12 protein-coding genes are annotated in these 14,826 nt (G+C 61.3%); 5 read left to right on the forward strand and 7 right to left on the reverse strand.

Annotated features, from left to right (window positions below; genetic code table 11):
- Window positions 1–17 precede the first annotated feature (17 nt).
- Window positions 18–1,754: a fumarate reductase/succinate dehydrogenase flavoprotein subunit gene (locus AC0IW7_RS15720; protein ID WP_471819239.1), complete on the reverse strand. Its 1,737-nt coding sequence runs from the start codon at window positions 1,752–1,754 to the stop codon at window positions 18–20.
- Window positions 1,751–2,500 (reverse strand): GntR family transcriptional regulator, encoded by a 750-nt coding sequence (locus tag AC0IW7_RS15725; RefSeq protein ID WP_471819240.1) that lies wholly within the window; start codon window positions 2,498–2,500, stop codon window positions 1,751–1,753. Before AC0IW7_RS15725 ends, AC0IW7_RS15720 begins: the two co-directional genes overlap by 4 nt.
- A gap of 99 nt (window positions 2,501–2,599) precedes the next feature.
- On the opposite strand from AC0IW7_RS15725, the gene AC0IW7_RS15730 reads away from it, so the two are divergent.
- Entirely contained in the window at window positions 2,600–2,845 is a 246-nt protein-coding gene (locus AC0IW7_RS15730) for a hypothetical protein (RefSeq protein ID WP_471819242.1), read from the forward strand.
- Here AC0IW7_RS15730 and AC0IW7_RS15735 read toward each other — a convergent pair whose 3' ends face one another.
- Window positions 2,846–4,153: a dicarboxylate/amino acid:cation symporter gene (locus AC0IW7_RS15735; protein ID WP_471819244.1), complete on the reverse strand. Its 1,308-nt coding sequence runs from the start codon at window positions 4,151–4,153 to the stop codon at window positions 2,846–2,848. It lies immediately after the preceding gene.
- 368 nt (window positions 4,154–4,521) lie between these two features.
- Here AC0IW7_RS15735 and AC0IW7_RS15740 point away from each other — a divergent pair, with 368 nt between their 5' ends.
- A complete protein-coding gene (locus AC0IW7_RS15740) occupies window positions 4,522–5,520 on the forward strand; it encodes an AraC family transcriptional regulator (protein WP_471819245.1) in 999 nt (332 codons plus the stop codon).
- A 96-nt stretch (window positions 5,521–5,616) separates the two neighbouring features.
- Window positions 5,617–6,489, forward strand: coding sequence for a pseudouridine synthase (locus tag AC0IW7_RS15745; protein WP_471819246.1), 873 nt, complete (start codon window positions 5,617–5,619; stop codon window positions 6,487–6,489).
- Between the two features lie 109 nt (window positions 6,490–6,598).
- Here AC0IW7_RS15745 and AC0IW7_RS15750 read toward each other — a convergent pair whose 3' ends face one another.
- Window positions 6,599–6,841: a DUF3820 family protein gene (locus AC0IW7_RS15750; protein ID WP_471819247.1), complete on the reverse strand. Its 243-nt coding sequence runs from the start codon at window positions 6,839–6,841 to the stop codon at window positions 6,599–6,601.
- 297 nt (window positions 6,842–7,138) lie between these two features.
- Here AC0IW7_RS15750 and AC0IW7_RS15755 point away from each other — a divergent pair, with 297 nt between their 5' ends.
- Complete coding sequence (locus AC0IW7_RS15755; RefSeq protein WP_471819248.1) at window positions 7,139–7,849, forward strand: 4'-phosphopantetheinyl transferase family protein; 711 nt, start codon at window positions 7,139–7,141, stop codon at window positions 7,847–7,849.
- On the opposite strand, the gene fhuF is transcribed toward AC0IW7_RS15755, so the two are convergent.
- The 3 genes from fhuF to AC0IW7_RS15770 are packed head-to-tail and all read right to left on the reverse strand — an operon-like array spanning window position 7,846 to window position 10,861.
- On the reverse strand, window positions 7,846–8,490 hold the full coding sequence (fhuF, locus tag AC0IW7_RS15760; RefSeq protein ID WP_471819249.1) for a siderophore-iron reductase FhuF: 645 nt from the start codon (window positions 8,488–8,490) through the stop codon (window positions 7,846–7,848). The two genes, AC0IW7_RS15755 and fhuF, sit on opposite strands and share 4 nt — an antisense overlap.
- Window positions 8,487–10,088: an ATP-binding protein gene (locus tag AC0IW7_RS15765; RefSeq protein WP_471819250.1), complete on the reverse strand. Its 1,602-nt coding sequence runs from the start codon at window positions 10,086–10,088 to the stop codon at window positions 8,487–8,489. Before AC0IW7_RS15765 ends, fhuF begins: the two co-directional genes overlap by 4 nt.
- Window positions 10,089–10,132: 44 nt before the next feature.
- Window positions 10,133–10,861 (reverse strand): response regulator, encoded by a 729-nt coding sequence (locus AC0IW7_RS15770; protein WP_463539297.1) that lies wholly within the window; start codon window positions 10,859–10,861, stop codon window positions 10,133–10,135.
- Between the two features lie 905 nt (window positions 10,862–11,766).
- On the opposite strand from AC0IW7_RS15770, the gene AC0IW7_RS15775 reads away from it, so the two are divergent.
- Window positions 11,767–14,676 carry a ribonucleoside-diphosphate reductase subunit alpha gene (locus AC0IW7_RS15775; RefSeq protein ID WP_471819252.1) on the forward strand — a complete coding sequence of 970 codons (2,910 nt, stop codon included), beginning with the start codon at window positions 11,767–11,769 and terminating at the stop codon, window positions 14,674–14,676.
- The last annotated feature ends 150 nt before the right edge of the window (window positions 14,677–14,826 follow it).

The raw sequence follows: 14,826 nt of genomic DNA on the forward strand, positions 1-14,826 counted from the left end.
TGGCTCTCTCGTTAGGTTCAGGCGGCCGCTTCGGCCTTTACGCGCAGGCGGTTGTAGGCCTGCTGCTCTTCGTCATCGAGGGCGATCAGGTACGGTTCGACCGGTTTCTTGAAGCTGGTCATGCGCCCATCAGCGCCTTTGTGCAGGTGGCAGTGCACGAACCAGTCGGCGTCGTTGCGCTGCGGGTGGTCGACGCGGTGGTGGTACAAACCCCAGCGGCTTTCGGCGCGAAACAGCGAAGCGCGGGCGGCCATTTCAGCGCAGTCGCGGATGACGCTTACTTCCAAGGCGCGCATCAGTTCGTGCGGGTTGTTGGCCTTGAGCTGGTCGAGGTCGTGTTCGATAGCAGCGAAACGGTCGAGCCCCAGCTGCATTTTCTTGGTTACTTTTGGCGGCTGCAGGTAGTCGTTTACGAAGCGGCGCAGTTTGTATTCCACCTGCGCCGGCGGCAGGCCGTGTTCACGCAGCAGCGGTGCGTACACCCGCGCACGCTCACGTTCGATCTGCTCGGCATTGAGCGCGGTGAAGTCGCGTTCGGCCACATAGTCGGCCGCGTTGTGACCGGCAAACCAGCCGTAGGTGAAGGCGCCGAGCATGTAGTTATGCGGCACGGCAGCCATGTCGCCGGCCGAGTACAAACCCTTCACCGAGGTTTCCGCGCGCTCGTTCACCCACACGCCAGAGGCGCTGTGGCCGGAGCAGAAACCGATTTCCGAGATGTGCATTTCCACCATGCTCTGGCGGTAGTCGGTGCCCCGGTTGGCGTGGAACTGGCCACGGCTGGGGCGCTCGTTGCTGTGCAGAATTTCTTCGATGTTCTGGATGGTTTCTTCAGCCAGGTGATCGAGCTTGAGAAACACCGGGCCGTTGCCGCTTTCCAGCTCCTGGTGAAACTCCCACATCATTTGCCCGCTCCAGTAGTCGCACTCGATAAAGCGCTCCCCTTTGTTATTCGCGGTGTAGCCGCCCAGCGGCCCGGTGACGTAAGCGCACGCCGGGCCGTTGTAGTCCTTGATCAATGGGTTGATCTGAAAGCATTCCAGGTTCGCCAGCTCCGCCCCGGCGTGGTACGCCATGGCGTAGCCGTCGCCGGCGTTGGTGGGGTTTTCGTAGGTGCCCATCAGGTAACCGGAGGCCGGCAAACCAAGGCGCCCGGCCGCGCCGCAGCAGAGAATCACCGCCTTGGCCTTGATCAGATGAAAGTCGGCGGTGCGGCTGTCAAAGCCCATCACGCCATTGACCGTGCCTTCGGCGTCGGTGAGCAAACGGGTGGCGATCACGCGGTTGGTGATTTCTACCCGGGCGCGTTTGAGCTGGCGGTACAGCACCTTTTTAATGTCGTGCCCCTCGGGCATCGGCAACACGTAGGCGCCCATGTGGTGCACCTTTTTCACCGCGTAGTCGCCGGTTTCATCTTTCTCGAACTTCACGCCCCAGCGGTCCAGTTGCTCGATGGTTTCGAAGCTGTGGGTGGCATAGGCGTAGACGGCGGCCTGGTTGACGATGCCGTCGTTGGCCACGGTGATTTCCTTGGTGTACTGCTCGGGCGTGGCGTGGCCGGGAATGATGGCGTTGTTGAGGCCGTCCATGCCCATGCTGATGGCGCCGCTGCGTTTCACGTTGGCTTTGTCCAGCAGCAACACGCGCAGGTTTTTGTTGCGCTCCTTGGCCTTGATCGCCGCCATGGGGCCGGCCGTGCCGCCGCCGATGATGACGATGTCGTACTCGCGCTCGAGGGTTTGGTACTGGCTCATGCGTGACGTCCTTTGTGGCGGTCGATGCGCAGGCGGTACTGGAAAGCATCGCCGCGGTAATAGAGGTGTTCGAAATCCAGCGGCGTGCCGTCGGCGTCGTGGGTCAGGCGTTCGATACGCATGATCGGCGCGCCCTCTTCCACGTTCAGCGCCCGGGTTAAATCGGCGTCGGCGAGAATGGCGTCAATCGCCAAATCGGCGTGGCCCAGGGCGATGCCGCAGTCGTTTTCCAGAATCAGAAAGATGTCGCGGGTAACCAGATCGGCCTTTTCCAGGCGCTCACCCAAATGGGCCGGCACGTACGTCACTTCCAGGGAAATGGGTTCGCGATTCACCAGGCGCACGCGTTTGATTTCGGTCACTGGCGCCCCCTCTTCCACCTTCAGCCGCTCGGCCACCAACGCCGACGCGGGAATGTGCTTGACGCTGTGCAGGCGGTTAATCACCTCGTAGCCCATCTGCCGCATCGACTCGCCGAGGCCCTGCAAGGTGCTGACGTTCTGAAACGCCTTGGGCTTGGCCACAAATGTGCCCTTGCCGTGAATCTTGAAAATCAGCCCCTCTTTCTGCAAATCGCCCAGCGCCTGACGCACCGTAATGCGGCTGACCGCAAAGGCCGCGCCCAGCTCGCTTTCGGATGGCATACGGCTCAGCGCCGGGTACGTGCCATCGAGAATGCGCGCGCGCAGCACGTCTTTGAGCTGGCTGTATAAGGGAACGGGGGACAGGGGGATCAACTCGGCCATGGGATTTCTCGTCAGTCTTTCGGCACTTGTTATAACAAGTTATGGCGCGACGATAAGGGCATAAGTGCGAGGGGCCAAGGAATTTAATGGCATAAGGATATGAATGATTTTTTCGCGGCTAAAAGCATCGCGGCTAAAGCGGAATGCCGCGATTCCTGGAAAAGGCGAGCTCGAATTGTAGGAGCGACCTTGGTCGCGAACCCTGCAAACACCTTTACCAGCCAAGGTTTGCAGGGTTCGCCAGCAAGCTGGCTCCTACGAAAATCAAAGGAAAAAAAAGCCCACCAATTGGTGGGCTGTAAAAGCTTCCTCTCTCGTGAAGAGGCAGTAAACCGTAAAACTTAATTAGCCATGCGCAGGCTTGCTCTCGCCTTCAACCGCCACCACTTCAGCGGTAGCGCCTTGTTCCAGCTCGCGTTGCAGCGTTTCGTTATCAACCTGGCCGCACCATTTGCCGACCACGATGGTCGCCACGCCGTTGCCGACGAGGTTGGTGAGGGCGCGGGCTTCGGACATAAAACGGTCGATGCCGAGAATCAGCGCCAGACCGGCAACCGGCAGGTGGCCGACGGCCGACAAGGTGGCAGCCAATACGATAAACCCGCTGCCGGTAACGCCCGCTGCGCCCTTGGAGGCGATCAGGAGCACCAGAATCAGGGCAACCTGGTGCGAGATGTCCATCGGCGTGTCGGTGGCTTGTGCGATAAACACGGCAGCCATGGTCAGGTAGATGGAGGTGCCGTCGAGGTTGAACGAGTAACCGGTTGGAATCACCAAACCCACAACCGATTTGTTCACGCCCAGTTTCTGCATCTTGTCGATCATACGCGGCAGCGCGGTTTCGGAAGACGAGGTGCCGAGCACGATCAGCAGTTCTTCACGGATGTAACGCACGAACTTGAGAATGCTGAAACCGTGGAAGCGTGCAATGCCGCCCAGAACCACCAGCACGAACAGCAGGCAGGTGACGTAGAAGCACGCCATCAGGTAGCCCAGTTGCACCAGCGAACCCACACCGTATTTACCGATGGTGAAGGCCATGGCACCCAGGGCGCCCAGCGGTGCGACTTTCATGATCACGCCGATGATGCCGAAGAACACTTGCGAGATGCGTTCGATGAAATCAAACACCGGACGACCGTAGTCACCCGCGCGGTGCAAGGCGTAGCCGAACAGGACCGAGAAGAACAGCACTTGCAGGATGTCACCACCGGCAAAGGCACCGACCACAGTGGCCGGAATCACGTTCATGATGAACTCGATGGTGCTTTGTTTTTCACCGGCCGCTGCGTAAGCCGCGATACCCGAGGTATCCAGCGACGCGGGGTCGATGTGCATGCCAACGCCAGGCTGCACGATGTTGACGACAAACAGGCCGATCAGCAGGGCGATGGTGGAAACGATTTCGAAATAGAGCAGCGCGTAACCGCCGGTTTTGCCGACTGCTTTCATGCTCTGCATGCCGGCAATACCGGTAACCACGGTGCAGAAAATGATGGGGGCGATGATCATTTTGATCAGCTTGACGAACCCGTCGCCGAGCGGCTTGAGGGCAACAGCAGTGTCTGGGTAGAAGTGCCCAAGCAACACGCCGATAGCGATGGCTACCAGCACTTGAACATAAAGAACCTTATAGAACGGTTTGCGGGTCATGGCATGTTCCTCAACGACTGCACGGCGTCATTCCAAACGCGCGCGCTGCCTGTGCGCTAACCCTCCTGAACCGGAGGGATTTGTTGTTGGCCAGCCTGCATAGCTGCAAGCCTTGATCGCCTATTGCAGAGGTCATGCCATCCTTAAACTATTGCACCAATCCCTTTAAATTCAGCGTGTTGCAAACAAAACCCGAGCAAAATGGCGTCGCTTTTGGCGGCTTTCCGCCAGCCACTGGCGGATATCCCCCGCCACCGCCGCACGGCTGGGGGAAAACCGCCTACAAAAAGCATAGCCAAGGACACAACCCTTGTTCCGCTGCAACGCCGTGCTTACCATCGACCGGCCTTTTCTGCCGAGCCCCGTCCATGCGTGAACGCACCATCGCCAGCCATTTCGTTCGTGCCGCCCTGCGTGGCGCCGAGCGCCAAGGTGTGGACTGCACGGCGCTGCTGCGCGAGGCGAACATTCAGCCAGCGCTGCTCAGCGAGCCACGCGCCCGCGTGGCGCCGGAGCAGTTCGCCAGGCTGATGCAGTTGCTGTGGGAAAAACTCGCCGACGAATACATGGGCTTTGGCCGCAGCCGCAGCAAGCCCGGCACCTTCGCGATGATGTGTTACGCCCTGATCCACTGCCACACGCTGGAAAAGGCGCTGCTGCGCGGCACCTTGTTTTACAGCCTGTTCGACGACGCGCCGAAGATCACCCTCAGCCGCGAAGGCGAATGGGCGCGGCTGACGGTGGACGACAGCAACTTGCTCGACCCGGACCACTTTCTGGTGGAAAGCCTGCTGGTGATCTGGCACCGCCTGGCCAGTTGGCTGATCGGGCAACGCATTCGCTTGCAAGAAGCCACCTTTCGCCACGCCGAACCGGACCACAGCGCCGAATACGACCTGCTGTTCCCCAACGCGCGGCGCTTTTCGGCCGACAGCACCAGTCTGCTGTTTCAGGCGCGCTACCTGGCGATGCCGCTGCTGCAAGACGAGCGCACGCTCAAGCATTTCCTCGAACACTCGCCCGCCGACCTGCTCGCCCGCCCCGACGGCGGCGATAGCCTGATCAGCCAAATCCGCCGCCTGCTCGGGCGCGACTGCAGCGAATGGCCGGACCTCGACACCGTGGCTCAGCACCTGCACATGAGCCCGCAAACCCTGCGCCGGCACCTGCGCGAAGAAGGCTCAAGCTTTCAGGAACTCAAAGACCACCTGCGCCGCGACTTGGCGATTTACCACCTGGGCCGCGACAACCTGGCGATTCAGGATATTGCCGAGCAGCTGGGGTTTTCCGAACCGTCGGCGTTTCATCGGGCGTTCAAAAAATGGACCGGATTAACCCCCGGCGCGTATCGCGCGCAGGAAAGCTAAACGGCGCGCCCGCACCGCCTCTCCTACAGGTTGCGGGTCCCGCAAAATCTTGCGCAAACACAGGTAGAATTCCGCCTCTTTTTCTGGCGCTTTTTCATGTCCCACCCCGCCCGTCGCAGCACCTTGTACCTTCCCGCCGGCCCGTGGCTCACGGTGCTGGATTGCCTGTGCGCGCACTTCTCGGCGATGAGCCGCGACACCTGGTTGGAACGCATGGCGCGCGGCAAGGTGCTGGATGAGCACGAGCAGCCCATCGGCCCCGGTCATCCGTACAAACAAGGCCTGCGCATTTATTACTTCCGCGAAGTGCCGAACGAAACCCCGGTGCCGTTCGAGGAAACCGTGCTGTATGCCGATGAGCATTTGATCGTCGCCGACAAGCCGCACTTCCTCTCGGTAACGCCCGCTGGCGAGTACGTTGAACAAACCTTGCTCGCGCGCTTGAGCAAACGCTTCAACAGCCATGACCTGGTGCCGCTGCACCGCATCGACCGCCTCACCGCGGGCCTGGTGTTGTTCTCCGTTCAGCCAACAACCCGCGCCGCGTACCAGCGTTTATTCGCCGACCGCGCCATGCATAAGACCTACGAAGCCATCGCCCCCGCCCTGCCCCACGTGCAATTCCCTCACCTGCACAAAACCCGCATGGTGGCTGGCGAGCCGTTCTTTTTAATGAAGGAAGGCGACGGCACGCCCAACAGCGAAACGCTGATGGACGTGCGCGAGCGCAACGGCGAGCTGTGGCGTTATGGCTTGTACCCGGTGACCGGCAAAAAACATCAACTGCGCCTGCACATGGCGGCGCTCGGCGCAGGCATTTGCAACGACCCGTTTTATCCGGTGCTGGTGGAGGATGCGGTGGATGACTACAGCAAGCCGCTCCAGTTGCTGGCGCAGAGCTTGCGGTTTATCGACCCGCTGAGTGGGGTTGAGCGGGAGTTCCACAGTCAGTTGACGTTGGATTGGTAGGTTGGCCAACCCCTCAACTGTAGGAGCGGCTTTAGCCGCGATTGGCCAGGCCTGGAAACCAGTGTCTTGGGCAGAAAACAGATCAACAGCTTCGCGGCTAAAGCCGCTCCTACAGGGGTTTGGGGTGGCCACTGCCACGCGGTTTCTTGCGCAGCGGCGTCAACAATTCCCACAGGCCGTTGTGGTCGATCTCCTGCATTAGCTGCAACAGCGCGCCGATTTCGCCTTTGGGGAAGCCTTCGCGGGCGAACCAGTTGAGGTAATGGCCCGGCAAGTCGGCGATCAATCGGCCTTTGTATTTGCCATAAGGCATCTCGCGGGTGACGAGTAGCAGCAGGTCTTCGGGTTTCATGGCCAGCCCTTGCGCACAACGGAAAGGTGCGAATGATCGCCCAGGGCAAAAAAAAACGGGAGCCCAAACGGGCTCCCGCACTTAATCAGTGACTAAGGTTCGGCGCGATACGCCTCGAAGCGTCAGCGCCAAACTACAACCTCACCTGCGTTCCGAGAAACGCGGCCGCAGTCTGGCAAATGTGGCGCGCCGGTTCCGTGTCGCTTTGTTGCGGTTGTGCAAAGAAATGTAAGTGCCCGCCTCCCAGCGCACCGCGCGACGCTGGCTCGCCGCGCCGCGACCCGGCAGAATGCCGCCATGCATACCTACGCCCTCCCCGCCTGCTGTGGCCCGCTCAACGATCATTGGCCCTTGCCCCAGCCTTTGCCCAACAGCCAGTTCGTCAGCGCCCCGTTCGATCCCGCATTGGTGCAGCCCGACGATTTCCAGCGCAGCCACATTCCGCCGACCCACGGCGTGGCCAAGCGCCAGGCCGAGTTTCTTGCCGGCCGCATCTGTGCCCGCGAAGCGTTGCGCCGCTTGAATGGCAGCGAGATCGTGCCCGCCGTTGGCGCCGACCGCGCGCCGCAATGGCCTGCCGGCATCAGCGGCTCGATCACCCACGGCAAGCAATGGGCGGCCGCTGTGGTCGCCGACAGCCGCCACTGGCGCGGCCTGGGGCTCGACGTGGAAAACCTGCTCAGCCACGACCGCGCCGCGCGCCTGCAGGAAGAAATTCTCACACCCGCCGAACTGCGCCGCGCCAGCGTGCTCGACCCCGAGCAGTTGGGGCTGCTGGTAACGCTGACGTTCTCCTTGAAAGAAAGCCTGTTCAAAGCCCTGTATCCACTCACCTTGCAGCGCTTCTACTTCGAGCACGCCGAAGTGCTGGAGTGGGACGCAGCCGGCAGCGCACGGCTGCGGCTGCTGACTGATCTGTCGGAAGAATGGAAAAGCGGCGCGGAGTTAGTCGGCCAATTCGGCCAGTTCGACGGCCGCCTGCTCAGCCTGGTGGCCGTGGCGGCTTAGCGGCGACTGATCGGGCAATGCTCGCAGTGGCCGATGCCTTCCACTTCGTGCGCCAGGCAGCAGGTGCGGCGCTGACGACGCGGCGTATAGGCCACGGCTTTATACAGCGGGCTTTCAGCATCGCGCAGCCAGGCGAAACCGCCGTCCAGCTCGGCCTCGGTCAGCGCCCCGAGGGTTTGCAACGTGCTTTCAAAATAATCGCCGACGTTGCCCCACAGCACCGCAGCTGGCACCTGACCAAACGCCGCGAGAGCCTCGATCAGGTCGGGCAGGTGGCGCTCCATCAAATCGGCAAAACATTTGGCCTGCGTGCCCGGCTCGCCATCGTTGGCGAAGTGAATGGCGCTGGGCAGCCCCCGCTCATCCAGCACCACGCGCAGGCCAGACAACGGCAAGCGCCAGCCGTGCACCAGCGTGGCCACCAGCACGGGCGGCAGCAGGGCCATGAAGTAGTACTTGGAATATTGGGAGGCCAGCACCGCGCGCCGGGTGGCGAACAGGTCGTCACCGTAAATGGCGCGCAGTCGCTGGTCCAAACCTGACGGCTGCAAGAATTCGCTCAAGAGCGTGCCGCCCGCATCCGCCACAGTCGGCGCAAACACGGCCAGGCGCCCGGCAAATAAGCGTTCGCGAAGACTCATTGTTTACGTGGCCACACCAGGCTGAAACAGGCGCCGCCTAATGCTTCGCTGCGGCTGATCTGGGCGCGGCCGCCGTGCCAGTAAATAATCCGCCGCACGATGGAAAGGCCCAGCCCGTGCCCGCCCGAGGCGCGGGTGCGGCTGTCATCCAGACGTAGAAACGGCGTGAACAGCCGCTCCCACTCGGCTTCGGGAATACCGGGGCCGTCGTCTTCCACGTCCAGGCGACAGCGCTTCAACCCAACTTGATAACTCAGGCGCACCCGCGACTCGGCGTGGCGCATGGCGTTGCTCACCAGGTTTTGCAAGGCGCGGTGCAGGTAGCGCCACTCGGCCTCCACCAGCGCGCCGCTGCCATCGACGGCGGGAATGCTCGGCCCGCGCTCCACGCGCACGCCCGGACGCAGCGGCGCCAACTCGTCGATCACCTGATCGAGCAAGGCGTCGAGGTCGATGGGCTGGAAATTCAGCGCGGGGGCGCCCTGCTCCAGGCGCGCGTAGGTGAGCATTTCGTCGACCAATTTATCCAGGTCCTGAATGTCGCCATCCATGCCATCCATGTACTTGCGCCGCGCCGCGTCGGTTTGCGCGTCGCCGATCATTTCCAGGCCAAAGCGCAAGCGCGCCACCGGCGTGCGCAGTTCGTGGGAAACGGCGCGCACCATTTCGCGCTGAATCGTCAGCGAGCGCTGCAAATGCTCGGCCATCGCGTTGAACGCCGCCGCCAGCCGCCCCACCGAATCGGCGCCGCCGGCCGGCACCCGTGACTCCAGCTTGCCCAAGGCGATGCGTGTGGCGGTTTCTTCCAGCCCGAGCAAGCGCTGCTCCAACTGGCGCACCAACAGGTAAACAATCAAACCGATCAGGCTCAGGCCGATAGCGCCAATCAAGAACAACAGTTGCGGCGGATAGGGGTTCATTTGATACAGCGGACCGATTTCCAGCACCCACGGCGTGCCGGCCACGCCCGAAAACACGTGAATCGAATCGCCCTCTTTACCCAGCGCCATCACCGTGTCGCCTTCATCGATGCGGCGGCGCTGGTCGTCGTCCAGCTCGGCATCAGCCGGTTTGACCAGCCGCAGGTTGAAGCCGAACGACTTGGCAGCGGCCAGCGCCTCCAGGCGTTGCGGTTGTTCAGCGATGGGATAGCGAATCAGCTCGTCGATGAGCAAATACACCGTGGCGCGTGCCAGTTGTTCGCTGATCTGCTGCACCTCGCCCACCAGCACCAGTTGCTCGGCCTCGCTAACCAGGCCGTAGACCTTGGCCGCGTGCGGGCCGGTTTGCTCGACCAGCACCTGGCCGTCGAGAACGCGGCTGCGCGCGCGGCTGTCGAGCACCTGCGCGTCTAACGGTTCAAGCGCCAGAGGAATACCGAGCAAACGCCCCCAGACGATCACCGCGCGGCGGCGCTCCACGGGCGTCATGTTTTCCAGGTTGTCGCTCATTAGGCTGAACGTGCCGCGCGCCAGGCGCTCGCGGTACTGGTCGGCGCGCGCCTCGTTGAGCCAGTGCAGGCTCAGCACGCCCAGCAACGCCACCAGCACGAAGGCGGCCAGCATGCCGCCGTAAATGCGCAGGAAAATCGAGTTCATGCCGGGCGTCCTGGGTTTGTTCTTATATAAAGAAGCGCCGCGCGTTAGCTGGCGAGCGCTTCTGCCGCCTCAGCTACAAAGAGGTAACCCTTGCTACGCACGGTTTTGATCAGCCGTGGGTGCATCGGATCGTCGCCGATTTTCGGCCGAATACGGGAAATGCGTACGTCAATGGAGCGGTCGAGGCCGTCGTACTCAATGCCGCGCAAGGCGGTAAAAATCTCTTCGCGAGACAAAATTCGCCCGGCATTGGAGGCCAGCAGCCAGAGCAAATCGAATTCCGCGCTGGTCAGCTCGATGCTCTGCTCACGCAGCCAGGCTTCGCGCATGGCGCTGTCGATCACCAGCACGCCGTACTGCAACCGGCGCTGGGCGTCGGCCGGCACCGGCTCGCTGGCGCCCTCGCTGCGCCGCAGCAGTGCGCGGATGCGTGCCAGCAGCACGCGCGGGCGGACGGGTTTGCACACGTAATCGTCGGCGCCCATTTCCAGGCCGAGCACTTGGTCCATGTCGTCGCTGCGCGCGGTGAGCATGAGGATGGGGCCGTGGTAGCTGCCGCGCACTTTGCGGCAAATAGACAAGCCGTCTTCGCCCGGCAGCATAAGGTCGAGCACCACCAAATCGGGCTGATCCCGCAGAATGCGCGCCGCCGCTTTCGCCCCGTCCGACTCAATGGCCACGCGCAGCCCATTGGCTTCCAGGTACTCACGGGTGAGCTCGGCCAGACGCTCGTCGTCTTCGACAATAAGGATGTGCCAGGCTTCTTGCTCCACCACTGACTCCTACTAAATGAGGGCGGGACTGCGAAAGGGCGGCATTGTATATCGGCTAAGTCCTGCGTAGGACCTTGCCCTTTCTCGTTCACGGGCGAGCTGGGCCGAACCGCGCGACGGTCAGTCCCCTCGCCCCTCGGGGAGAGGGCTAGGGAGAGGGGGGAACGCTCCAGCGCCGCACTCGACCAACCACACGCATAAAGCCCCTATGCACTGCAACAAAAAACACAACATATAGTGTTAGCCTCACCACCGCGCGATGTAGGACTCGCCCTACAAAACGCAGCATTTCATCAGCGACGAATGGCGGAATATGGTCAATGCCGCTGACTACGGGGGCTCAACGAAGTTACCCTAAAGTAACCCACAGCTTTATCCACAGGCTGTGTGTAACAGTCGCCTTGCAATGCGTCGGTGAGCGCTCTATCTTGTATCCCCATCGCGCCAAACACCTACATGTTGGGTTTTGACCCGTTACCGGACACTAGAAGAATGAAACGCAACGGCCCGTTCGCTGGCCTGCCGCCGGTGGCACTAGCGCTAAGAAATTCACCCATTTGCCGCCTCGGCAGCCGATGGGAAAGCTGGCCGAAATTATGCTCGACGAACGGCCCGCTTCGGTGTAAAGCCTCCAGGCACACACCACTAGGTATTGTGGTTACGTTTTAACCAACGAACGTTGCTTTTTGAGCCAGGGATGAGCTTGAGCAGTACCCCTCAGACCTGTTGAACGCCTTGCTGCCGGCCTCCCCTTACTCGGGCGCGCCAGGCGCAGGGCCATCTGTTTTGTGGCATGTGGTTATTGAAATACCTGGCTTTGGGCCCTTGGGCTCTAAGACACACGGAATGAACGGCTTCACCAGACAGTGTCCAAACTTAGATAAATGCAGAACACGGAGACATTCATGCAGACCGACCTCTCTCGCGAGAACCCCCAGGCCGTAGCGCCTCAAGTGCCTGACACCACTCAGGACCTGAACGCCACCGCCCCTGGCCAGCTGCGCGTGATCAAACGTAACGGCACCGTGGTGCCGTATACCGATGACAAAATCACCGTTGCCATCACCAAGGCCTTTCTCGCAGTTGAGGGCGGCACTGCTGCCGCTTCGTCGCGCATTCACGAGACCGTCGCGCGCCTGACCGAACAAGTCAGCGCCACCTTCAAGCGCCGCATGCCGTCTGGCGGCACTATCCATATCGAAGAAATCCAGGACCAGGTTGAACTGGCCCTGATGCGTGCCGGCGAGCAGAAAGTGGCTCGCGACTACGTGATCTACCGCGACGCCCGCACCAAAGAGCGCGCCGTTCGTGGCAGCAACGAACCCGCACAGCCGCACCCAAGCATTCGCGTGACCCACCCCGACGGCAGCGTGACGCCGCTGGACATGGGCCGACTGAACACCATCGTCACCGAAGCCTGCGAAGGCCTGGCTGAAGTGGACGGCGACCTGATCCAACGCGAAACCCTGAAAAACCTGTACGACGGCGTGGCCCAGAACGACGTCAACACCGCCCTGGTGATGACCGCCCGTACCCTGGTTGAGCGTGAGCCGAACTACTCCTACGTGACCGCCCGCCTGCTGATGGACAACATCCGCGCCGAAGGCCTGGGCTTCCTCGGTGTCGCCACCAGCGCCACCCACCACGAGATGGCCGACCTGTACGCCAAAGCGCTGCCGGCCTACATCGAAAAAGGCGTTGAGTTCGAACTGCTCAACCCCGTGCTGAAAGACTTCGACCTGGAAAAACTGGGCAAAGCCATCAACCACGAGCGTGACCAGCAGTTCACCTACCTGGGCCTGCAAACCCTGTACGACCGCTACTTCATTCACAAAGACGGCATCCGCTTCGAACTGCCGCAAGTGTTCTTCATGCGCGTGGCCATGGGCCTGGCGATTGAAGAAAAGCAGAAAGAAGACCGCGCCATCGAGTTCTACAACTTGCTGTCGTCGTTCGACTACATGAGCTCCACCCCTACCCTGTTCAACGCCGGTACCCTGCGTGCACAGCTGAGCTCGTGCTACCTGACCACCGTGCCGGACGACCTGGGCGGCATTTACGACGCCATTCGCGACAACGCGCTGCTGAGCAAATTCGCCGGCGGCCTGGGCAACGACTGGACACCGGTTCGCTCGCTGGGCGCCTACATCAAAGGCACCAACGGCAAATCGCAAGGTGTTGTGCCGTTCCTGAAAGTAGTCAACGACACCGCCGTAGCGGTAAACCAGGGCGGCAAGCGCAAAGGCGCGGTGTGTGCCTACCTGGAAACCTGGCACATGGACATCGAAGAGTTCATCGAGCTGCGTAAAAACACCGGTGACGACCGTCGCCGCACCCACGACATGAACACCGCCAACTGGATTCCAGACCTGTTCATGAAGCGGGTCTTCGACGACGGCCCGTGGACCCTGTTCTCGCCAAGCGAAGTGCCAGACCTGCACGACCTCACCGGTAAAGCCTTCGAAGAGCGCTACGAGTACTACGAAGCCCTGACCCAGTACGGCGGCAAAATCAAACTGTTCAAGACCATCCAAGCCAAAGACCTGTGGCGCAAGATGCTCTCCATGCTGTTTGAAACCGGCCACCCATGGCTGACCTTCAAAGACCCATGCAACCTGCGCAGCCCGCAGCAGCACGTGGGCGTGGTACACAGCTCGAACCTGTGCACCGAAATCACCTTGAACACCAACAAGGACGAAATCGCCGTTTGCAACCTGGGCTCCATCAACCTGCCGAACCACATCGTCGACGGCAAGCTGGACCTGGCCAAACTGCAACGCACCGTGAACACCGCCGTTCGCATGCTCGATAACGTTATCGACATCAACTACTACTCGGTGCCGCAAGCGCGTAACTCGAACTTCAAACACCGCCCGGTTGGCCTCGGCATCATGGGCTTCCAGGACGCGCTGTACCTGCAGCACATTCCATACGGCTCGGACGCTGCCGTGCAGTTCGCCGACAGCTCCATGGAAGCAGTCAGCTACTACGCCATCCAAGCATCGTGCGACCTGGCTGATGAGCGTGGCGCCTACGAAACCTTCCAGGGCTCGCTGTGGAGCAAAGGCATTCTGCCGCTCGACTCGCAGCAAATCCTGATCGAGCAACGCGGCCAGAAATACATCGACGTCGACCTGGCCGAAAGCCTGGACTGGGCGCCGGTTCGTGAGCGCGTACAGAAAGGCATCCGTAACTCCAACATCATGGCCATCGCACCGACCGCCACCATCGCCAACATCACCGGCGTGTCGCAGTCGATCGAACCGACCTACCAGAACCTGTACGTGAAATCGAACCTCTCGGGCGAATTCACCGTGATCAACCCCTACCTGGTACGCGACCTCAAAGCGCGTGGCCTGTGGGACTCGGTCATGATCAACGACCTCAAGTACTACGACGGTTCGGTGCAACAGATCGAGCGTATTCCGCAAGAACTGAAAGACCTCTACGCCACCGCGTTTGAAGTCGACACCAAGTGGATCGTGGACGCCGCCAGCCGTCGCCAGAAATGGATCGACCAGGCCCAGTCCCTGAACCTCTACATCGCTGGCGCCAGCGGCAAGAAACTGGACGTGACCTACCGCATGGCTTGGTACCGTGGCCTGAAAACCACCTACTACCTCCGCGCCCTGGCCGCCACCAGCACCGAAAAATCCACCATCAACACCGGCAAACTGAACGCCGTGTCGAGCGGTGGCGGCGAAAGCCAAAGCGCGGCACCGGCTCAGTCCTCCGCTGCAGCCCCGGCTGCCGGCCCGGCTCCAGTGCCAAAAGCCTGTGCCATTGACGAGCCGGATTGCGAGGCTTGCCAATAAGGTAGTCCCGCGCGAGATTCTGGATTCCGAAATGTCGGACCACCGCCTGCGCGGGGATGACGGAGAATTTTAATCACCCACCGTCATCCCCTGTCTCTTATACACATCTCCGAGCCCACGAGACGAAGCGGCACATCGCGTATGCCGTCT

The sequence above is a fragment of the Pseudomonas sp. AC229 genome (assembly GCF_979254655.1).